Source organism: Pseudomonas migulae, assembly GCF_024169315.1.
GTDB classification, from domain to species: domain Bacteria; phylum Pseudomonadota; class Gammaproteobacteria; order Pseudomonadales; family Pseudomonadaceae; genus Aquipseudomonas; species Aquipseudomonas migulae_B.
Map to the genome: position 1 here is coordinate 2,113,168 of NZ_JALJWR010000001.1, position 21,516 is coordinate 2,134,683.

Consider the following 21,516-nt stretch of genomic DNA (forward strand, 5'->3'; position numbering starts at 1 on the left):
CATGGCTGGGAAACGGCGATCACCATTGCAGGGTGATGGAGCTTTCAAAGTCCCTTTGTTCACCGGTAACCGGGTCCACAAACCGAAGCCCCTGTGCCAGAAGCTTCAACGGGTTGGCATAGTCGTCTTCGACGTCCTTGAGCACGTGCGGATAGAACGGGTCATTACAGATGCTGGCACCGAGGGCCGTCATGTGTACCCGCAGCTGATGCTTCTTGCCCGTCACCGGGTAAAGCCCGTAGCGCCAGAGATCACCCTTCTTTTCCCTGACTTCGACAGCCGTCTCGGTATTGCTGACGCCCGGTCCTTCCTGCATGCGGAAGAAAGGCTCGCCATTGATGAGCCGACTCTTGTGGACCAACGGAAAGGCCCGGTCAGGCAATGCCCTGGCAATGGCTTCGTAGCGTTTTTCGATCTTCCGAGTAGGAAACAACGACTGGTAGGCGGAACGGCTCTGAGGGTTGGCTGAAAACAGCACCAGCCCCGCCGTATGCCGGTCAATGCGATGCAAAGGCACGAGATGCGGGTTATCGAGTCGACGGATCAACCTGCGTAGCAGCGTCTGCTCGACGTATTCGCCTGCTGGCGTCACTGGCAGAAAATGCGGTTTGTCTGCCACCACCAGGTGCTCGTCGGCATACAGGATCGACTCGATCACAGGGATCGGCTTTTCGTCCGGTACTTCCCGAAAATAGTGAATCCGCAGACCTTCCTTGTAGGCAAGATCGAGGGCGATCGGTGCGCCATTTCCGTCAAGCACACGACCTCGAGCAATTCTGTCCAGCCATTGTTCGCGACCGATAGCACTGAAGTGTTCACACAGGCAATCGAGTACGGTCTGCCACGGCCCAGGCGGCAAGTAGAGTGTACTGGCCTGGTTGTGTGCAGCAGAAAAAGATGAAGTGGACATACGAACGCTCTGACTCTCAATACAGGGCGGCATTATCCAGCAGTGGCCGGAACGAACCTAGAAGAGAATCCTCAGGCCGGAATTGACTGCGAGCGCGCCGCCGCTTCGGTGAACTCCTTGAGCCAGCGCAACACATCGACCGCTTCCCAGCGCCCCGGATCATAAAGTGCGTACAACAACCCCTGATAGCCCACGACATCCAGCTGCCGGTGATAACCCGCACGCTGGAAGAGTGCCTCGATTTCGGCAAAACAGGTATTGAAATGCAGCTTGTTGAACGGGGTTTTCCCTTCAGTGACCAGGCCATCCAGACGCAATTCGAGGACGGCTTCACGCACCACGTCCACCGACATCCGGTTCACGCTGTTCTTCAATTGTTCGACATTGACCAAGGATCTTCCCTCTGACTTCCGGGATCACCTGCTCAATTCCCAAATGGGCAAACATGACAGGCAATCCGAGCAACTGTATGAACATACAGTAACCCAATAACCTGAATTTCGCCAATGACCGAAACGAAGACCGCGACGGATGGGGCTCGGAAAAGGTGTCCAGCTCAGCGCAGGAATGCCACGACCTGCTCGGAATCAAAGGGCCAGGCAAGTTCGGCGCCGTTATCGCGACGTCGCAGTACCGGAATGCGCAAACTGTAGGCTTCGAACCATGATTCGTCCTCAGCGATATCCACCAGTTCGACCAGCAGACCGTGCTCGACAAATTCCGTCAGCATGGCTTCGGCCACTTCACAAAGATGGCACCCAAGGGTGCCGAAAAGCTGACATTCAGGAGGCATGAGCACAGGACCCGGTAGAGTAGGCATACATTCTAGGCCCGCGATCAGAAGCAGTCGAGCCACTGCCCACGCGACCGAAAAAGGTGAAATTCAAAGGATTTCGGCAAACTCCTGACTCAAATCAGTCCGACTGAATTTCAATCAGGCGACCCTCGCGTCTTTTTTTGCCTCTACGCTGGAGTAGCCAGCACTTGTCATCGGAGTTTTCGTGTTCGCCAATCTGCTGATCATTCTCGCCTCCTCCCTGGTGGTGATTGCACTGTTCCAGCGCCTGCGCCTGCCACCGGTGCTGGGTTACCTGTGCGTGGGGTTGATGATCGGCCCGACGGCGTTCAACTGGATCAACGAAAGCGAAGACTTGCCCGACCTCGCCGAGCTCGGGGTGGTGTTCCTGCTGTTCTCCCTCGGGCTGGAATTTTCCCTGTCGAAAATGATCGCGTTGCGCAAAGTGGTGTTCAGGCTTGGCAGCCAACAAGTGCTGCTTACCACGATATTGCTGGGGAGCTTGCTGATGCTGTTCGGCATGTCGGCAACGCCTGCGCTGTTGCTCGGAGCCGGTCTGTCGCTGTCTTCCACGGCCATTGTCAGCAAGGAACTGGGCAGTCTCGGCGAGATTTTCAGCAGCCACGGCCAGAACGCCATCGCCGTACTGCTGTTCCAGGACATCGTGGCAGTGTTGCTGCTGACCCTGGTGCCGGTGTTCGCGGGCAACAGCGATCAGGCCTGGTACTGGGCGTTACCCGTGACGCTTGGCAAGACCGTTGTGCTCTTCGTCGGCCTGCTGATGGCCAGTCGCTGGTTGCTGCCACGGCTGTTCCATGAGGTGGCGGCCGCCCGCTCTGCGGAACTGTTTGTATTGTTGGCGCTGGTGATTGTTTTGCTGACGGCCTGGCTCACTCACCTGCTCGGACTCTCCCCCGCCCTGGGCGCCTTTCTCGCCGGCATGTTGCTGGGGGAAAGCCACTACCGCCATCAGATCGAGGCCGACATCCGGCCGTTCCGCGACATTCTGCTCGGGGTGTTCTTCGTCAGCATTGGCATGCTCATCGATTTGCAGTTGTTCCTCAGCCACGGCTTGCTGATCGCTGGTCTGACCCTGGGGTTGCTGCTGATCAAGGGGTGCGTGGTCGCGCTGCTGGTCAAATGGCGCGGAAGCGATGTTGAAACCGCCTGGCGCAGCGGTCTGGCACTGGCCCAGGGCGGCGAGTTCTGCTTCGCGTTGATGGCCCAGATGCAACAGAACAAGATGATGCCCGCCGACCTCGGCGGGCTGTTGCTGGCCGCGACCTTCTGCTCGATGCTGCTAACGCCACTGTTGCTGCGCGCGGCGCCCCGCATCGCAACACGTCTGCACCGCAAGCCCAACGAAGAAGCCAAACTCGAGGAAATCAGTGCACTCAATGCCGACTTGCACGGTCATGTCGTGATTTGCGGCTACGGTCGCGTCGGTCAGTCCATCGGCCGCTTTCTGCGGCGCGCGCAGCAATCCTATATCGCATTGGACAACGATCCGGTGCGCGTCCAGGAAGCCGCCGTGGGTGAAACCTGCGTGCATTATGGCGACTCCCGTCGTGGCGAGTTGCTGATCGCCGTCGGGCTGGAGCGCGCAAAATTGCTGGTGATCGCGGTGGATCAGACAGACATCGCCCTGCTGATACTCAAGGAGGCACGCCGGTTCAACCCGAGCGTGCCGATCCTGGTGCGCACGCGGGACGACAGTCAGCTGACCGAGTTGAAAGAGGCCGGTGCCAGCGAGGTCGTACCCGAATTGCTGGAGTCCAGCCTGATGCTCGCCTCCCATGCGCTGATCATGCTGGGCTTGCCCGGCCAGCAGGTGCAGGACCGGGTCGACCAGGTGCGACGTGACCGTTATCGCCTGCTGCACGGCTTTTATCCCGGCGCCGACGATGAAGAGAATTGATTCAATCCTGGCTCACGGCGCCAATCTTGTGCACCGACAGGTCCGCGCCGTAATACTCTTCTTCCTGGCTCAGGCGCAGGCCGTGAAGCGCCTTGATCACGCCATACACCGCGAAGCCACCGACCAGCGCCACGACCACGCCCAGCGCGGTTCCGATCAACTGGCTGATCAGGCTCACGCCCCCCAGTCCGCCCAATGCACTCTGTCCAAAGATCCCGCAAGCGACTCCACCCCAGACACCGCACAAGCCATGCAACGGCCAGACACCCAAGACGTCATCGATGTGCCATTTGCCTTGGGAAGCGGTAAAGCACCAGACGAACAGCGCCCCGGCGATGGCGCCTGTCGCCAGCGCGCCTACCGGGTGCATCAGATCGGAGCCGGCGCAAATCGCCACCAGCCCGGCCAGCGGGCCGTTATGCAGAAAGCCCGGATCATTGCGCCCGACAATCAGCGCCGCCACGGTGCCACCGACCATGGCCATCAACGAGTTCACCGCCACCAGCCCGCTGACCCCTTGCAAGGTTTGCGCGCTCATCACGTTGAAACCGAACCAGCCAACGATCAGGATCCACGACCCCAACGCCAGAAACGGGATGCTCGAGGGTGCAAATGCCACCAGCTTTCCGTCGCGATAGCGACCTTGTCTTGGCCCGAGCAACAACACCGCCGCCAAAGCCAGCCAGCCGCCCATGGCGTGAACCACCACCGAGCCGGCGAAATCATGGAAACTGGCGCCAAAGCGCGCCAGCAACCAGGCTTGCAGGCCGAAATTACCGTTCCAGATCATGCCCTCGAAAAACGGATAGATGAACGCCACGATCAGCGCCGTGGCACACAACTGCGGCACGAATCGGGCGCGCTCGGCGATACCGCCGGAAATGATCGCGGGTATCGCTGCCGCGAACGTCAGCAGAAAGAAGAACTTCACCAGGCCATAACCATGATCGGCATTGATCACCGCTGCCGGTTGCAGGAAGGTCACGCCGTAGGAAATCCAATAGCCTATAAAGAAGTAGGCCAAGGTCGAAATGGCGAAATCGCTGAGGATCTTCGACAAGGCGTTGACCTGGTTCTTCTGTCGAACCGTACCGACTTCGAGAAAGGCAAAACCGGCATGCATGGCCAAAACCATGACAGCGCCAATCAAGATGAACAACGTGTTGGAGCTATGAACCAGACTGTCCACAGCGCTTTGCAGATTTTCCATGGGGTTGGCAGACCTGAAGGCTAAAAAAGCACCAAAGCAGTTCGCGCAGACAATTCATGCACCAAGTTGCAACCTTCCAGGATCTTCACATTGATCCTGATGTGCCGCTTTGGCGCACAAGGCCGGAACCTTTGCGCGGGTTTTCATTATTTGAGATAAGGTTTTGCTCGATTTATGCCCGGCAACAGCGCAATCACGCGGGCCGGCGCACCACGACGTAGCAAAAGTTGTACCAGTGATTTGCACTGAACCTTCACGCAAGGCTCATACTCGAACGCAACAGAAGCCACTTACGGAGATCACCAATGGCCAGCATCAAGGCAAAGACTGCTCAAGAAATCCTGATGAACGATTTTCAGACACTGGTCAGCGACACTGAACGGTTGCTGGAACACACCGCAACACTGGCTGGCGATCAGGCTGATGAGTTGCGTGAGCAAATCCACGACAGTCTGCTGCGTGCACGCGAAACCTTGAAATTGACCGAAGACTCCCTGCGCGAACGTGGTCAAGCCGCCGTTACCGCCACCGAAGACTATGTACAGGCCAACCCATGGCAATCGGTCGGGATCGCGGCCGGTGTGGGTTTCCTGATTGGTCTGCTGGCAACCCGGCGCTGATTATGGCGATCGGCGAATCCGGCTCGTCCGCGACGGGCCCAAGCTCCTCACCGCGGCGCCTGGGTGCCGCATTCCTTGGATTGCTGCACAGCCATGTCGAACTGTTCGGCATCGAGTTGCAGGAACAAAAAGCCCGCACCGTCAGCCTGTTGCTGTTTGCAGGCCTGGCACTGGTGTTTGCCTTGCTGTTGCTGGTGGGGTTGTCGACGCTGGTGCTGATCCTGTTCTGGGACACCTATCGACTGCCCGCCATCATCGGGCTCTGCGTGTTCTACACCCTTGCCTGCATCTTCTGCGGCATGCGTCTGAGGGCGGCAATCTTCGATGAATCCTCGCCCTTCCATGGCACTTTGGAAGAATTGGCCAATGACCGGGAGCGTCTGCTGCCATGAACCTGCCTGAACTGCCTCACAACAGCTCGCGCACGGAAATGCGCAAGGCGCTGATTCGCCTGCGCATGGAAATGCATCGCCAGGAAATTCGCCACGAATCCGCGCAACTGCTGCAACCCTTGCAACGGGTGCGCGGGATGACGCAAAACCTGCAAGACGGTTTCGGCATCAAACATGCCCCGCTATGGGGCGTGGCCGCCGTGACCCTGCTGGGCTTTTTGACCGGCAAGGGCACCAGGAGCGGCGGCGTAAGCAGCCTGACTCGCCTGGTACGCCTGGGCACCACGCTGGGACCGTTGATCAAGTTGGTCATGCAAGGCTCTGCGCCCAAGCACTAAGCCACTATCTGGCTGCATTCTTGCAACATCACCGGGATGAACCTCTTTATCGAGAGGTTCAGACCTGCGTGCCTACCCGGTCATCAGGTTTCATCCAAAAACAAGACCTACTAAGGAGGCCTCGTGATCGACGGGCAACCGCTTGCCTGCTTTCAACCGTTCATCGATACCGCCACCGGCCGTATCGCCGGTGTCGAGGCATTGGGTCGACTGCGTCAGGCCGACGGTCAACTGGCTTCCGTGGGACCGCTGTTTGCCGACCCGCGAACCCCGGCCATCGCCCTCCGTCGACTGGATCGCCAGATCCGTGACAATGCCCTGAGCCGTTTGCACGAAGCGCCCTCCGACTGGTTCCTCAGCCTGAACATGTCGCCGCGCTGGATCAGTCGCTTGCGTCCGGACCAGGCGCTGCCAAGCCTCAAGCAATTGAACCGGCATGGCGTCGACCCACAGCGAATCGTTTTTGAAATCACCGAGCTCGGCGGCGACATCCAGCGCCTCGCCGACGTGGTTGCGCGATACCGGCAAGCCGGTGCGCGAATCGCCATTGATGATTTCGGTGCGGGTTACTCACAACTCGATCGCGTGCTCGCTCTGCAACCGGACATCCTCAAGCTGGATATGCGGTTGTTCCAGGCAGCTGCGTTGGGCGGGCCCAGCAGTGACGTGGTCAAGGCCCTCGCGCAAATGGCGGAAAAAACCGGTTGCTGGATCATTGCCGAAGGCGTGGAAACCGAAGCGCAGCTGAATTTTGCCCTGGAGTGTGGCTCGCGCTACGTGCAAGGTTTTCTGTTCGCCCGCGCCCAGGTGGACTTCTTTGCCACCGACGCTTTTGTCGAACGCTTCGCCGAACTGCGTGAGCGCTATGTCCAACAGAAACTGGCTGAGCGCGGCCGATTGATGAGCATGCGCCAACAACTCACCGAGCTGATGGCGATTCTGCAAACGTGGGCCCAGGCGCGCGCGCCGCTCAGTGCCTTGCCACAGCTGGACGCCTTTCCCTGGCTGCTGCGCTTCTATCAATGCGACCGCCACGGCACGCAGCTGACGCCGAACCTGGAGTGGCGCAACAACCGCTGGGAAACCGACGATCGCTACCTGGGACACAACTGGTCATGGCGTCCGTACTTCTATCATTTGCTGGCCGAAGGTTGGGATGAGCGCCGGCTGACGCTTTCCAACACTTACCGTGACGCCACCAGCAACCAGTACTGCCTCACGGCCGGGCAGTTTTTCAACAATGGCGAGCGACTGCTGCTCATCGATATCGACGCCGCAGGGCTGTAGTTCCGCTTGCAGGCATCGGTGTGAAACGGGAAGCTAGGCGCTCAGTCACCTGACGGAGAGAATCAGCCTTGGATTGGCAAACCCTGCTTACCCGCGAACGCCTCGGAAAGCCTCTGCACAGCCCGGAAGAACTCGGCCGCAGCCCTTTTCACAAAGACCACGACCGCATCATTTTCTCGGGCGCGTTTCGCCGACTCGGGCGCAAGACCCAAGTCCATCCCGTCACGAGCAACGATCACATCCACACGCGCCTGACCCACTCACTGGAAGTCAGTTGCGTCGGCCGTTCGCTGGGTATGCGCGTCGGCGAAACCATTCGCAGCGCCCTGCCCGACTGGTGCGAACCCAGCGACCTGGGCATGGTGGTGCAATCGGCTTGCCTGGCCCACGACATTGGCAATCCACCCTTCGGTCACTCCGGTGAGGACGCGATCCGTCACTGGTTCCAGCAAGCCGCCGGCCGCGGATGGCTGGATGCAATGAGCGAAGTCGAACGTGATGACTTCCTCAATTTCGAAGGCAATGCCCAAGGCTTCCGGGTGCTCACCCAGCTGGAATATCACCAGTTCGATGGCGGTACCCGGCTGACCTACGCCACGCTGGGGACTTATCTGAAATACCCATGGACAGCCAAGCACGCCGACTCACTGGGTTACAAGAAACACAAGTTCGGTTGTTACCAGAGCGAACTCCCGCTGCTGGAGCAGATCGCTCATAAACTCGGCCTGCCGCAACTTGAGGAACAACGTTGGGCACGCCATCCGTTGGTGTATCTGATGGAGGCCGCCGATGACATCTGCTACGCGCTGATCGATCTCGAAGATGGCCTGGAAATGGAGTTGCTGGAGTACGCCGAAGTCGAGTCCCTGTTGCTGGACCTGGTGGGCGACGATCTGCCGGAAACCTATCGTCAGCTCGGCCCGCGGGATTCGCGTCGGCGCAAATTGGCCATCCTGCGGGGCAAAGCCATCGAGCACCTGACCAACGCCGCAGCCCGCGCCTTTGTCGAGCAACAGGATGCGCTGCTGGCCGGCACACTGCCGGGTGATCTGGTGGAACACATGCACGGTCCCGCCAAACGCTGCGTACTGAATGCCAAAGACATGGCGCGCAAGAAAATCTTCCAGGACAAGCGCAAGACCCTGCACGAGATCGGCGCCTATACCACGCTGGAAATCCTGCTCAACGCGTTCTGCGGCGCGGCACTGGAACAGCACAACGGTCGGACGCCATCCTTCAAGAGCCGTCGCATTCTCGATCTGTTGGGCAACAACGCGCCCGACCCTCATGGTCCTTTACACACGTCGTTCCTGCGCATGATTGATTTCATCGCCGGCATGACCGACAGCTATGCCAGCGAAATGGCGCTGGAAATGACGGGCCGTTCGAGCCGCTGACGAAACCCGGCTGATCAGCCATTACGCCATCGGCCGTGGCTGATCAGCCGCTGAAAGCCAAAGTGCGTTCAGCATTCGCCGAATCCCCCTACACCTCACGCAGAGCAAACTGATCGATTTACTCGCCATGCTCACGAAATAATGACAGGCCCCTCTGTATGAGAGTTAAAGCGTGAGTAATCCCAGGTTCGAAGACGATTTGCGCATCCTGCTGGTGGAAGATCATCCTTTTCAACTAAGGGCGACTCAGTACCTGCTTGAAAGTTACGGCTTCACTCAACTGACGACCTCCGACAGCGCCCAAGATGCCATGCAGCAAATGCTGGCGGCGGTGCAACCATTCGACATTCTATTGTGCGATCAATGTTTACCCGATCTTTCCGGGCTGGACCTGGTCAAATTCGCCAGCCATCGAGGAATGATCAGACAGGCAATATTATTAAGCAGTCTGACCTGTACAGAACTTGAGGGACTTGAAAAAACGGCGAGCGCCCACGGACTCCCCCTACTTGGTTATTTGATAAAACCATTGAAACAATTCGAATTCAGAAAACTATTGAACTCAATCAAGTTATAAAAAGATATTTCGATACACCTCACCCAACCAATACTTGAAACTTCTGAAATAAAACTTTGAAAGGCCGAATGACTCACCAACAACTCGGCCGTCCTTATGCAAAACCTAGTTGATTCGTAGGCTCATTCCTTTTCATTTGTAGGACTATTCCTATATTGCTGCTTGAGGTCAGTCAGTTCATGCGTCCCGTCAACTATCTGAGCTAAGGTGCGCGCTTTATTTGAGCTCGTATGGGATTTGATTATGAACTCCGTTTTTATTGTCGACGATCACCCTGTCATCCGCCTTGCCGTCCGAATGTTACTGGAGCACGAAGGTTACAAAGTTGTCGGCGAATCCGATAATGGGGTCGATGCCATGCAGATGGTGCGTGAATGCATGCCTGACCTGGTCATTCTCGATATCAGCATTCCAAAACTGGATGGCCTTGAAGTTCTCGCACGTTTCAACGCAATGAGTACACCGCTGAAAACACTGGTATTGACTGCGCAGTGCCCGACACTGTTCGGTATTCGTTGCATGCAATCCGGCGCCTCAGGATATGTCTGCAAACAGGAAGACCTGAGTGAGTTGGTCAGCGCGATAAAAGCTGTACTGTCCGGATACAACTACTTCCCCAGTCAGGCCTTGAATCCTGTCCGTGGTGATGACGTGCGTTACGCCGAACTGGAACTGTTCAAATCGGTTAACGACAGGGAACTGATGGTATTGCAACTTTTTGCACAAGGCCGGACCAACAAGGAAATTGCCAAAGGCATGTTTCTAAGCAACAAGACGGTCAGCACCTATAAAAAACGACTTATGCAGAAACTCAAAGCCAAATCCCTGGTTGAACTCATCGAAATGGCAAAACGCAACGCATTAGTGTGAGACACAGGATGCCCCGTCGCATAAAGGATTATCTGATTCTCGTGGTTGCAGGTTTATGCCTGAGCACTTCAGTGCCTGCTTCGCAGATCGCCAGCGAACACTTCACCCTGCTCAGTCGCGCGACCATCCGGCATCTGGATGTCCAACTGGATTCATCGCAACAACAATGGATATCGAGCAAGCGCGAACTGATCCTGGGCACGTCGGCCCCGGACTATCCTCCTTTCGACATGACCGTCAGCGGCAAGGACTACGAAGGTTTCACTGCCAATTACGCGAGCATCTTCGGCAAGGCTCTCGGTTTGCCGGTCAAGGTCCAGCGCTTTGCGTCCCGCGGGGCTGCCATCAAGGCACTTGAAAAAGGCGAGGTCGATCTGCTCGGCACCGCCAATGGGTTTGAGGCTCACAATGCCGATATCGTGCTTTCCACGCCCTACGCCGTGGACCAGCCGGTTCTGGTGACGCGGGAAGGAGAAACCCGATCCCTGACCGATGGCCTTGCCGGCTTGCGGCTGAGCATGGTGTATCACTACTTGCCACTGGAGGAAGTCAGGGCGCTGTACCCCAAAGCGATCATCACGTCCTATCCGTCCTACCAGAATGCGATCAATGCGGTGGCCTTCGAACAGGCCGATGTCTTCCTGGGCGACACCATCTCGACCCATTACATGATCAACAAGGGTTATCTGAACAACATCCGCATGGCCAACTTCGGCAAGCACGAAGCCCACGGTTTCAGCTTTGCCGTGCACAGGCAAAACCCGGAATTGCTCGGGATCATCAATGCCATGCTCATGGCTATCCCCGCCGGCGAACGGCAGAACATCGCCGAGCGCTGGAGTGCCGGCAGCGACATTCTTCTCACCGACCAGAAGCTACAACTCACCGCCGCCGAAGAACAGTGGCTGGCGCAACATCCGGTGGTGCGCGTGGTGGTCAATGAGGCGCTTGCGCCGCTGTCGTTTTTCGACAGCAATGGCAATTTTCGCGGCGTCACCGCAGACCTGCTCGAACTGATCAGACTGCGTACCGGCCTGCGTTTCGACATCCGGCGCAGCCGAAGCGATGACGAGATGATCGAACAGATCAAGGGCAATAAAGCCGACGTGATCGCCGCCCTGCTCCCCACCGCCGAACGTGATACAGCGCTGAACTTCACCCGCCCCTATCTGCAAAACTCCTTCGTCCTTCTGACCCGCAAAGCCGCCGACAGCCCGGCAAACCTCGAGCAACTGGAGGGCAAACGCCTGACCATTGCCCAGGGCAACCCACTGGTGGACTACCTGCGCCGCGAGTACCCACGGATCAGGCTGATTGAGACACCGGACACGTTCAGCGCGGTGGAGTTGCTCGCCGAAGGCAAGGCAGAAGGTGCCGTGAATTCACTGGTCATCGCCAACTACTTCATTTCCTCGCGGCTGTTCGAGCACACACTCAAGATCCGGACCACCATCGGCACCCGGCAGGCTGCATTTTCCCTGGCGACCGGGCGAGATGCCAAAGAGCTGAATGCCATTCTCGACAAGGCACTTCTGAGCATCGCACCGGAAGAGCTCGGCATCATCAACAGCCGCTGGCGTGGCTACTCAGCGTCCTCGCAAAGCACCTGGCGCAATTACCAGCGATTGTTCTATCAGATCGTGATCGGGGCCGGTGTGCTGCTGCTGCTTTCCGCGGCCTGGAATGCCTACATGCGCCGACAGATCAAACAGCGTCAGGCGGCCGAGCGCGCGTTGAACGATCAATTGACCGAGCGGCGCCAACTGTTCGAAGAGCTGCGTTGTGCAAAGGAGCGCGCCGATGAAGCCAACCGCGCCAAAAGCACGTTTCTGGCGACCATGAGCCATGAGATCCGCACACCGATGAATGCGGTCATCGGCATGCTCGAACTGACGCTGAAGCGCATCGAGAGCACCCATCCAGACCGTCCGGCCATTGACGTGGCCTACAACTCGGCCAAGGACCTGCTGGAGCTGATCGGCGACATTCTCGACATTGCACGGATCGAATCCGGGCGTCTGAGCCTGAGCCCGGAGCGGGTGAATCCGAATGAAATCGTGGGGTCGGTCGTGCGGATCTTCGAGGGCCTGGCCCGTCAGAAAAACCTTGAATTGCTGCTGGAACTCCACCCGGCCAATCCGGCGATCGATGTCGTGCTGGACCCGATGCGCTTCAAACAGGTGCTGTCGAACCTTGTAAGCAACGCCATCAAATTCACGGAACGGGGCCAGGTCCGGATCAGCGTTGAATTGCTTGCGACGGCTGAACCCGAGCAAGTCCGGATGCTGTTGCAGGTTGAGGACAGCGGCATCGGGATCAGCGAACAGGATCAACGACGACTGTTCGAACCCTTCGCGCAGGCCAATGACACCGGGCAGTCAGGCAGAGGCGGCGCCGGTCTGGGTCTGGTGATCAGCCGAAGTCTGTGCGAAATGATGGGCGGCAGCCTGCAACTGGGCAGCCAGCCGGGCGTCGGTACGCAGGTCCAGGTTTCGCTGCTGCTGCACGCCTTGCCAGCCGAGCAGGTACCGCAAACCATCGAAACGCCAATCCACGCCTCCACTGCGCCCTTGAACATTCTGGTGGTCGACGACCACCCGGCCAATCGCTTGCTGATGTGTCAGCAACTGGAGTTTCTGGGGCATCGATTCAGCGTTGCCGAGGACGGCGAATCAGGCTTCGAAGCGTGGAAAGCAGGGCTGTTCGATCTGGTCATCGTCGACTGCAACATGCCAGTCATGAACGGTTACGAACTCGCTCGCGCTATCCGCGACCATGAACAGCAATCCCATCGTCCCCCCTGCACCGTTCTGGGTTTTACCGCCAACGCACAACCGGAAGAACGACAGCGCTGCAAGCAGGCCGGGATGGACGACTGCCTGTTCAAGCCGCTGACACTGACAGCCTTGAATCAATGGGTTGCAGGCATCGTACCGACCGACCGCGCTCCCGCCTTCAGCCTGAAAGGTCTGCACTTGTTGACGGGGGGCAACCCGGCAATGGACCTGCGACTGTTGACCGAACTGCTCACCAGCAACCGTCTGGACAGACAAGCCATGCAGGCGTTGTCCCGGACAAACGACCCGCAGTTGTTTCTCGATATGGCCCATAAAATCAAGGGCGCAGCCCGGATTGTCCAGGCCACTCGCTTGATCGATAGCTGCGAAGTCCTCGAACAGGCCTGCCATGAAGTTTTTCATCATGACAAAGTCGCCGAATGCAGGGAGGCCGTGGAACGCGCAATGCTCGAACTGGAGCAGGCATTGCAGCAACAAATTGGTCAAAACGACGAAAGCAGAATGATGGAGCCTTAACTATGCTTGGTCGCTGAGCAGTGTGTTAACCATCATGGAGAGACGCCGCAATGCCCAACCCACTGCGCCCGGATCAACGGCGGTTTCCCCTGCACGTGCACATCAGTGTGATGTTTACCCTGCTGTTGCTGCTGACCGGTGTGGTGCTGGGCATTTTCAACTATCGGCATACCACGCAGATCATTCTTTCCAGCAGTGAAAAACTCTTCGAGCGCATCGAGCAGGACGTCCGGCTGGACCTGCACGCCACCTATGAGCCCATTCATCATCTGTTGAGCCTGCTGGTATACAACCCGGCGGCGCAGGCTACCGACCTGGAACAACGCCTGGCGCTGCTCGGCCCCTTCAGCCAGTCGCTCAAGGACAACCCTGACCTGGCCTCACTGTACCTGGGCTACGACAATGGTGATTTCTTCATGGTTCGCCCGTTGCGAACCGCCGCCCTGAAAACCCTGCTCAACGCCCCGGGCAACGCGGCCTATCAAGTGTGGAGCATCGAGCGAAACGGCGGCCCGCTACATTCACAGTCACTGTTTTTCGATCAGGACCTGAATCTTGTCAGTCGGCAGGACAATCCCGACGACACTTACGATCCGCGGACACGTAACTGGTTTTCCAACGCCCGCCGCGACAGCGATCAGATCATCACCGAACCCTACCTCTTTTTCTCCACCCGCAACGTCGGCACCACCCTGGCCCGCCGCAGCGGCGCTCACGCAATCCTCGGCGCCGACCTGACGCTGGCCGAACTGTCCGCGACCCTGGCCAAACATGTCGTCACCCCCAGTACCGAAATCGTGCTGTTCGATGCCGAAGGCAATGCCATCGCTTATCCCGACAGCCGCAAGTTGATCGTCGATGACCAGACCGCCCGCCTGAGCAAAGCCGCCGATCTGAGCCCCGGCCTCGGCGCGTTGCTGAACAATCCGCCAACAGGTAATCGGCTGAAGGCCGCCGGCCGCGAATGGATCGTTGCCCGCAGTCACATGCAGGAAGGAGGTCCCCAGGGGCTGCAACTGGCGTTGCTGGTGCCGGAAGACGAATTGCTCGCCGATGCCTACCGCATGCGCTGGCAAGGTGCGTTGATTACGTTGGCCACGTTGCTGTTGTGCCTGCCGCTGGGCTGGTTGACCTCGAGAATTCTGGTCAAACCCCTGCGCGCACTGGTGCAGGAAGCCGACGCCATTCGCAGTTTCAATTTCCATTTCCCGCCCTCCCGCCGCTCGCCGGTGCTCGAAGTCGACCAACTGAGTGTGTCGATGAGCCGCATGAAAGATACCCTGGCGAGTTTTTTCCAGATCACCGACAGCCTGAGCGCCGAGACACGGTTTGCGCCCTTGCTGGAACGGGTATTGTTCGAAACCGTGAAAATCGGCCAGGCCCAGGCCGGTCTGATCTACCTGCGGGAGAATGATGGCGATCGCATGGTGCCCCACGGCCTGGTCATCAACGACAGTTCACAGGCATTGCCAGCGTTCGACATTCGCGGCCACGAGCCCGGCGGCCCACAAAGCCCTGCTTGGCTGGGGCAGTTGTCGAATGCCGACAATGTGGTCATCAGCCTCGGTTTCGAACAGGCGGGGGATTTGCAGAAAGTGTTGCTGGCGATGGCGTGTCCGCGGGTCCATCTGATCGGTATCCGCCTGCACAATCGGCATAACGAGACCGTAGGCCTGCTGATCCTGTTGCTGGAGGACAGCGGCAACCAGAGCGATCTCGAGAAGCTTCGGCCAGACCGCATTGCGTTCCTTCAGGCCGTGTCCGGTGCGGCCGCCGTGAGCATCGAAAGTCAACGCCTGCAAGCCAAACAGAAACAGTTGCTGGACGCCTTCATTCAATTGCTGGCCGGCGCGATCGATGCCAAGAGCCCCTACACCGGCGGTCACTGCCAGCGCGTGCCGGCGCTGACCCTGATGATCGCCCAGGCTGCCGCGGCCAGCCAGGACCCGGCCTTCAGCGGTTATCAACCCACTGAAGACGAGTGGGAGGCGCTGCACATCGCGGCGTGGCTGCACGACTGCGGCAAGGTCACGACGCCGGAATACGTCGTGGATAAAGCCACGAAGCTGGAAACCCTGAACGACCGCATTCACGAAATCCGCACCCGTTTCGAAGTGCTCAAGCGCGATGCCTGGATCAGCTACTGGCAGGCCATCGCCCTGGGCGGTGACGAGCAGCACCTGGCGGAACGGCGCGATGCCACGCTGGCGGGGCTCGACGATGATTTCGCGTTTATTGCCCGTTGCAATCTGGGCGGCGAGGCGATGGCCGATGCCGATCTGCAACGCCTGCGCAGCCTGGCACAACGGACCTGGACCCGAACCCTGGATGACCGGTTGGGTGTTTCCTGGGAAGAGAACCGGCGCCAGGCGCGAACACCGGCGCCGACCCTGCCGGTCAGCGAGCCGTTGCTGGCGGACAAACCCGAGCACCTGTTCGAACGCGCCGAGGGCGAACTGATTCCGGAAGACAATCCCTGGGGTTTCAAACTCGACGTACCGCGCTACAAGTACAACCGGGGCGAGCTCTACAACCTGAGCATCACCCGAGGCACACTGACTCGCGAGGAGCGTTACATCATCAATCACCACATGGTGCAGACGATCCTGATGCTCAGCCGCCTGCCCTTCCCCGGGCACCTCAGCAATGTCGCGGAAATCGCCGGCGGCCACCACGAAAAAATGGACGGCACCGGTTATCCCAAACAGTTGAAGCGCGAAGAAATGAGCCTGCCGGCGCGGATGATGGCGATTGCCGACATTTTCGAAGCGCTGACCGCCGCGGATCGCCCTTACAAGAAAGCCAAATCCCTGAGCGAAGCGCTGGGCATCATGGCCACCATGTGCCGTGATGCCCACATCGACCCCGAATTGTTCGGGCTGTTCATCAACGCCGAGATTTACCGGCAGTACGCCGATCGATTCCTTGATCCACAGCAGATCGACGCGGTGGATCCGTCAGGCCTGCTGGCCAAGGCAGGCCTCAAGGCATGATCAGCAATCGGTCAGGCGCAGGAAAATCGCCGCCAGTTTTTCAATGCCGGCCTGATCGTCAGCGGTAAACCGCGCGAGCTTCGGGCTGTCGAGGTCCAGCACGCCGATCAGGCGACCGTCCTTGACCAGCGGCACGACCAGTTCGCTGTTCGAGGCGCTGTCGCAGGCGATATGTCCCGGAAAAGCGTGCACGTCTTCAACCAGTTGCGTCTGCAATGTCGCCGCCGCCGTGCCGCACACGCCGCGACCAAACGGGATGCGCACGCAGGCGATCTGCCCCTGAAACGGGCCGAGCACCAGTTCTTCATTACGATTGAGGTAGAAACCGGCCCAGTTCAGGTCATCGAGCTGGTTGTACAGAAACGCGGAAAACTGCGCGGCATTGGCGATGAAGTCCCGCTCGTCCGCCAGCAAGGATTCCAGCTGCGCGTGAAGCATGCCGTAGCCTTCGAGGCCCCGGCCGCTTTGTTGTAAATCGATCATGCCTTGTGCTCCAACAGCTTGAGCCCGACCCAATAGCGGGCAAATTGATAGGCGCAACGTCCGTTGCGATTGCCCCGGCCGGTGGCCCAGCGCACTGCGAGGATGTCCAGTTCTTCGTCACGCTGCCATTTCAGGCCGGCCTTGTCGGCCAGTTGACCGATCCAGTGCTCGACCACGTTCAGGAAGTGTTCCTGGGTAAACGGATAGAACGACAGCCACAAGCCGAAACGGTCCGACAGTGCAATCTTGTCTTCCACGGCCTCGCTGGGATGCAGTTCGCCGTCGACCCGTTTCCAGTTTTCGTTGTCGCTTTCCTTTTCCGGCACCAGATGGCGGCGGTTGGAAGTGGCGTACAACAAAACGTTATCCGGTGCCTGCTCGAGGGAACCGTCCAGCACGCTCTTGAGCACGCGATAATCACCTTCGCCCGATTCGAACGACAGGTCATCGCAGAACAGCACGAAGCGCTGGGGCAGCTTGGCAATCTGCTCGACGACCCTCGGCAGGTCCGCCAGGTGGTCGCGTTCGATTTCGATCAGCCGCAAGCCTGCCTTGGCGTGTTCGGCCAGTAAAGCGCGCACCAGCGACGATTTACCGGTGCCACGCGAGCCCCAGAGCAATGCGTGGTTGGCCGGCATGCCGTCGATGAACTGTTGAGTATTGCGCCCCAGCTGCTCCAGTTGCCGGTCGACACCGATCAGGTCGGACAAGCGCATGTCGAGGCTGACGTGCAGCGGCAACAGAAACCCGCTGCGGCCCTCACGCTGCCAGCGCGCAGCCAGGCATTGCGTCCAGTCGATGGATTGCCGAGGTGCAGGCAGCAACGGTTCGATACGGGCCAAAACGGCATCGGCGCGTTCAAGAAAAGCATTCAATCGGGAATCCACGTCTTCTCCTCGGGCACGTTCACAGTAATGATGGCGCTACAGCAACGAAACACGGCGTTCGGTGCCCGGATCATCCCTTGTTGCACAAGGGCTCGCGAGAACATCGGTATCCATGCATGATCGACTATGCTTGAGCAGCGAAGGGAAACGGAAGTGGTTCGACACCCCATGGATATCAAATTCACCAACCGGCTGTCCTACAAGCAAGCCCGGCTTACCGTGCTGGTCGGTTTCATTCTGGGCACGCTGCTCAGCCTGCTGCAAATAGGCATCGATTATGCCAGTGAAGACGCCTCCATCAACCGGGAAATACTGTCTTTACTGGAAATCAGCCATAACCCCGCCTCGCGCATTGCCTACAACATCGACGCTGAACTCGCCCAGGAACTGACCCTGGGCCTGCTGCGCTCGCCGGCAATCATCGGTGCGCAACTGACCGACAACAACGGCAACGTGCTGGCCAGCGTCAAGCGCCCCGGCGTCCAGAGCGGCTATCGGGTGATCAGCGACTTCCTGTTCGGGGCCGACCGCGCGTTCGAAGACCGTCTGTATCTGGATCACTTGCCGAGTGAATCCCTCGGCACGCTGCGTCTGGACGTCGATACCTACTCATTCGGCAACCGGTTCCTGCGCCGGGCCGAAATCACCCTGCTCAACGGGTTCGCCCGCAGCCTGCTCCTGACCGGCATCCTTCTCGCGTTGTTCTACGTAATGCTGACCAAACCCCTGGTGCGGGTTATTCGCGAACTCAGCAGCCGCGATCCGCGCAGCGTCGAACCCACCTGGCTGGAATACCCGGCGGGCCATGAAAACGATGAGATCGGTGTGCTCGTCAAAGTTGCAAACCAGCAGTTTGAAAACATCGCCACCGAAATCCAGCAGCGACGCAACGCCGAAAACCGCCTGACCGACTACCTCGGGCAACTGGAAAACATCGTGTCGGCGCGCACCGCAGAGCTCAAGGCGATCAACACCCGGCTCAGCCAGTCCAATCAGGAACTGGAAGTCGCGCGCAGTACGGCCCTGGACATGGCCGAGGCGCGCTCGGTGTTCCTCGCCAACATGAGCCATGAAATCCGCACGCCCCTCAATGGATTGCTGGGGATGATCGCGCTGTCCCTCGACGGCCCGCTCAATGCCGAGCAACAGCAACAGCTGTCTATCGCCCATGACTCGGGCAAAGTGCTGGTGGAGTTGCTCAACGATATTCTTGACCTGTCGAAATTCGACGCCGGCCAGCTCGAACTCGAACACATACCGTTCGACCTCGGCTCCCTGATCGAGGACACCGCCAACCTGCTGTCGCAGAACGCGGCGCCAAGCGTCGAGCTGACGTGCCTGATCGATCCGGCATTTCCGGCACTGGTGCTCGGCGACCCGACCCGCGTGCGGCAGATCGTCAGCAACCTCTTGTCCAATGCGCTCAAGTTCACCCGATTCGGTCGGGTCGATGTGCGCCTGTCGACGTTCGAAGAAGGCGTCAGAATCGAAGTCTGCGACACCGGCATCGGTATCGCCCAGGACGCCCAGGTCAAGATTTTCCAGCCTTTTACCCAGGCCGGCGCGGGCATTACCCGACAATTCGGCGGCACCGGGCTGGGGCTGGCGCTGACCTACAACCTCTGCGAAGCCATGGAGGGGCGCCTCACTATTAGCTCGGAAGCGGGTTTTGGCAGCCAGTTCTGCGCCGATCTGCCACTGCCCTGCCACACCCGCGCCCTGCCACCGGCAACGCTGCGCGGCAAGGTCATCGCGATTACCGCTGCCAGCAGCGGCCTGGCAGAGCTGTTGAAAAGCCTGTTGCCGGGTTGGGGCCTCGATTACCAGCAACGTTCGATCGATGACTCAATGATCGGTCTGAAACCCGACATGGTGATCACCGATTGCCCGGAATGCCTGTTTGGCCTGCGCCCCAACTGCACCGCGCCCATTTTGCTGGTGACCGCTTATGGCAGTTTCATGCCCAGCGAACAGGCCAGCGCCCTGGCGCCTCTGCAACAACAGGCACGTCCGCTGGCGCGTAATGCGCTGTATCAGACACTGCGGCGAATCCTGCAGCCGGAAATCAACATCCTCAACGATGCACGCCTGGAAGCCCTCTCCCCTCAGCGACGCGGTCGGGTACTGCTGGTGGAGGACAACCCGGTGAATCAGTTGGTGGCCAAGGGCATGCTCGGAAAACTCGGCTGCGAGGTGATTGTCGCGGCTCACGGCGGTGAAGCGCTGGATCAACTGGAACACAGTGAGTTCGATCTGGTACTGATGGACTGCAACATGCCGGTGATGGACGGCTACGAAGCCAGTCGGCAAATCCGTCGCAGCGGGCGCTGGCCGCAGTTGCCGATCGTCGCCCTGACCGCCAACGCCATGTCCGAAGAACGCGAACGCTGCCGTGCGGCGGGCATGAGCGATTACCTGGCCAAGCCCTTCCGGAGGGAAGAACTGGCCGCGTTGCTGGATTTATGGATGCCGACTACGACAGTGACCTGATCTGCCCCAACAGGTGATCGAGGCCATTGCGCAACTCATTGAGCCGGTCCAGATCGACGCCGCTGTCACAGAGCAGGCGGGCCTTGAGCGGCCCGACCTGATCACGCAACGCCTTGCCGGTGGGCGACAGGCTCAGGTGCACCTCGCGCTCGTCCCGCGCCGAACGTTGGCGCTGAACCAGTTGCAGTTGCTCAAGTCGCTTGAGCAGCGGCGTCAACGTCCCCGAGTCCAGCGCCAGGCGCTCACCCAGGGCTTTGACCGTAGGCTGCTCCGGCGCTGCCTCCTGCCATTCCCACAACACCAGCATCGCCAGGTATTGCGGATAGGTCAGGCCGAGCTGATCAAGCATCGGCTTGTAGGCACGGATCACCGCCCGCGAGGCGGCGTACAGCTTGAAGCACAGCTGGCTGTCGAGCTTCAGGGAATCGACGGACAAGGTGTTCATTTGAGCAGGGCTTCGATCTCGCGGCTCAGGTCCTGCGGCTTGGTTGCCGGAGCGAAGCGTTTGACCAGCTGGCCGTCCTTGCCGATCAGGAACTTGGTGAAGTTCCACTTGATGCCCTGGGACCCCAGCACACCCGGCGCACGTTTTTTCAACTGCACGAACAGCGGATGAGCACCGGCGCCATTGACGTCGATCTTTTTGAACAACGGAAAGCTGACACCGTAGTTCAGCTCGCAGAACTCCGAAATCGCCCCCTCGTTACCCGGCTCCTGCTTGCCGAACTGGTTGCAGGGAAAACCGAGCACCACCAGGCCCTGGTCCTTGTAGGTCTGCCACAGTTCCTCGAGACCTTTGTATTGCGGAGTAAAGCCACATTTGCTCGCGGTGTTGACCACCAGCACGGCTTTGCCGGCGAAATCAGCCAGGGTCTTTTGCTCGCCCTTGATGGTGGTGCACGGGATGCTCAGCAGGTTGTCGCTCATGATGTGCGCTCTATGGGGAAGAAGATGAGACAAACATAGCGAGCAATTGAATTGTGTGCAATTTAAATTATTGGACGCCGATTGCTCTGTAGGAGCGAAGCTTGCTC

Annotated in this window: 19 protein-coding genes; 11 read left to right on the forward strand and 8 right to left on the reverse strand. The window is 59.0% G+C overall.

The window, feature by feature from the left end; all coding sequences use genetic code 11:
• Positions 1 to 19 precede the first annotated feature (19 nt).
• The 3 genes from J2Y86_RS09655 to J2Y86_RS09665 all read right to left on the reverse strand — a co-directional run bounded on the left by J2Y86_RS09655 (position 20) and on the right by J2Y86_RS09665 (position 1,703).
• Positions 20 to 910, reverse strand: a complete 891-nt coding sequence (locus J2Y86_RS09655) for a pseudouridine synthase (RefSeq protein ID WP_253430253.1) — start codon at positions 908 to 910, stop codon at positions 20 to 22.
• 71 nt (positions 911 to 981) lie between these two features.
• Positions 982 to 1,302 carry a transcriptional regulator gene (locus J2Y86_RS09660; RefSeq protein WP_253430256.1) on the reverse strand — a complete coding sequence of 107 codons (321 nt, stop codon included), beginning with the start codon at positions 1,300 to 1,302 and terminating at the stop codon, positions 982 to 984.
• A 164-nt stretch (positions 1,303 to 1,466) separates the two neighbouring features.
• A complete protein-coding gene (locus tag J2Y86_RS09665; protein ID WP_253430259.1) occupies positions 1,467 to 1,703 on the reverse strand; it encodes a glutaredoxin family protein in 237 nt (78 codons plus the stop codon).
• Positions 1,704 to 1,911: 208 nt separating this feature from the next.
• On the opposite strand from J2Y86_RS09665, the gene J2Y86_RS09670 reads away from it, so the two are divergent.
• Entirely contained in the window at positions 1,912 to 3,624 is a 1,713-nt protein-coding gene (locus J2Y86_RS09670; RefSeq protein ID WP_253430264.1) for a cation:proton antiporter, read from the forward strand.
• 1 nt (position 3,625) lies between these two features.
• Here J2Y86_RS09670 and J2Y86_RS09675 read toward each other — a convergent pair whose 3' ends face one another.
• The gene (locus tag J2Y86_RS09675; protein ID WP_253430267.1) at positions 3,626 to 4,834 is read right to left on the reverse strand and encodes an ammonium transporter; all 1,209 of its coding nucleotides are present in this window, start codon (positions 4,832 to 4,834) and stop codon (positions 3,626 to 3,628) included.
• Between the two features lie 305 nt (positions 4,835 to 5,139).
• Between J2Y86_RS09675 and J2Y86_RS09680 the strand changes: the two genes are divergently transcribed.
• The 9 genes from J2Y86_RS09680 to J2Y86_RS09720 all read left to right on the forward strand — a co-directional run bounded on the left by J2Y86_RS09680 (position 5,140) and on the right by J2Y86_RS09720 (position 16,622).
• Complete coding sequence (locus tag J2Y86_RS09680) at positions 5,140 to 5,454, forward strand: DUF883 family protein (RefSeq protein ID WP_150713107.1); 315 nt, start codon at positions 5,140 to 5,142, stop codon at positions 5,452 to 5,454.
• A 2-nt stretch (positions 5,455 to 5,456) separates the two neighbouring features.
• Positions 5,457 to 5,846 (forward strand): phage holin family protein, encoded by a 390-nt coding sequence (locus J2Y86_RS09685; protein WP_214377568.1) that lies wholly within the window; start codon positions 5,457 to 5,459, stop codon positions 5,844 to 5,846.
• Entirely contained in the window at positions 5,843 to 6,184 is a 342-nt protein-coding gene (locus tag J2Y86_RS09690; protein ID WP_214377569.1) for a hypothetical protein, read from the forward strand. The genes J2Y86_RS09685 and J2Y86_RS09690 overlap by 4 nt, the downstream gene beginning before the upstream one ends.
• A gap of 123 nt (positions 6,185 to 6,307) precedes the next feature.
• A complete protein-coding gene (locus J2Y86_RS09695) occupies positions 6,308 to 7,471 on the forward strand; it encodes an EAL domain-containing protein (protein WP_253430270.1) in 1,164 nt (387 codons plus the stop codon).
• Positions 7,472 to 7,539: 68 nt separating this feature from the next.
• Entirely contained in the window at positions 7,540 to 8,868 is a 1,329-nt protein-coding gene (locus J2Y86_RS09700; RefSeq protein WP_253430275.1) for a deoxyguanosinetriphosphate triphosphohydrolase, read from the forward strand.
• Between the two features lie 172 nt (positions 8,869 to 9,040).
• On the forward strand, positions 9,041 to 9,445 hold the full coding sequence (locus J2Y86_RS09705) for a response regulator (RefSeq protein ID WP_253430278.1): 405 nt from the start codon (positions 9,041 to 9,043) through the stop codon (positions 9,443 to 9,445).
• A 243-nt stretch (positions 9,446 to 9,688) separates the two neighbouring features.
• Positions 9,689 to 10,315 carry a response regulator transcription factor gene (locus tag J2Y86_RS09710; RefSeq protein WP_253430281.1) on the forward strand — a complete coding sequence of 209 codons (627 nt, stop codon included), beginning with the start codon at positions 9,689 to 9,691 and terminating at the stop codon, positions 10,313 to 10,315.
• Between the two features lie 8 nt (positions 10,316 to 10,323).
• Positions 10,324 to 13,629, forward strand: a complete 3,306-nt coding sequence (locus J2Y86_RS09715; RefSeq protein WP_253430284.1) for a transporter substrate-binding domain-containing protein — start codon at positions 10,324 to 10,326, stop codon at positions 13,627 to 13,629.
• A 50-nt stretch (positions 13,630 to 13,679) separates the two neighbouring features.
• Complete coding sequence (locus J2Y86_RS09720; RefSeq protein WP_253430287.1) at positions 13,680 to 16,622, forward strand: HD domain-containing phosphohydrolase; 2,943 nt, start codon at positions 13,680 to 13,682, stop codon at positions 16,620 to 16,622.
• Here the strand turns inward: J2Y86_RS09720 and J2Y86_RS09725 are convergent, their stop codons facing one another.
• Entirely contained in the window at positions 16,623 to 17,105 is a 483-nt protein-coding gene (locus J2Y86_RS09725) for a GAF domain-containing protein (RefSeq protein WP_084321118.1), read from the reverse strand. It lies immediately after the preceding gene.
• The gene (locus J2Y86_RS09730) at positions 17,102 to 17,992 is read right to left on the reverse strand and encodes an ATP-binding protein (RefSeq protein WP_253430290.1); all 891 of its coding nucleotides are present in this window, start codon (positions 17,990 to 17,992) and stop codon (positions 17,102 to 17,104) included. Before J2Y86_RS09730 ends, J2Y86_RS09725 begins: the two co-directional genes overlap by 4 nt.
• Before the next feature lie 168 nt (positions 17,993 to 18,160).
• On the opposite strand from J2Y86_RS09730, the gene J2Y86_RS09735 reads away from it, so the two are divergent.
• Positions 18,161 to 20,482 carry a hybrid sensor histidine kinase/response regulator gene (locus J2Y86_RS09735; protein ID WP_253430293.1) on the forward strand — a complete coding sequence of 774 codons (2,322 nt, stop codon included), beginning with the start codon at positions 18,161 to 18,163 and terminating at the stop codon, positions 20,480 to 20,482.
• On the opposite strand, the gene J2Y86_RS09740 is transcribed toward J2Y86_RS09735, so the two are convergent.
• Positions 20,466 to 20,927 carry a MarR family winged helix-turn-helix transcriptional regulator gene (locus J2Y86_RS09740; protein WP_253430296.1) on the reverse strand — a complete coding sequence of 154 codons (462 nt, stop codon included), beginning with the start codon at positions 20,925 to 20,927 and terminating at the stop codon, positions 20,466 to 20,468. The two genes, J2Y86_RS09735 and J2Y86_RS09740, sit on opposite strands and share 17 nt — an antisense overlap.
• Positions 20,924 to 21,409 carry a glutathione peroxidase gene (locus tag J2Y86_RS09745; RefSeq protein ID WP_047527203.1) on the reverse strand — a complete coding sequence of 162 codons (486 nt, stop codon included), beginning with the start codon at positions 21,407 to 21,409 and terminating at the stop codon, positions 20,924 to 20,926. The genes J2Y86_RS09740 and J2Y86_RS09745 overlap by 4 nt, the downstream gene beginning before the upstream one ends.
• Positions 21,410 to 21,516 lie beyond the last annotated feature (107 nt).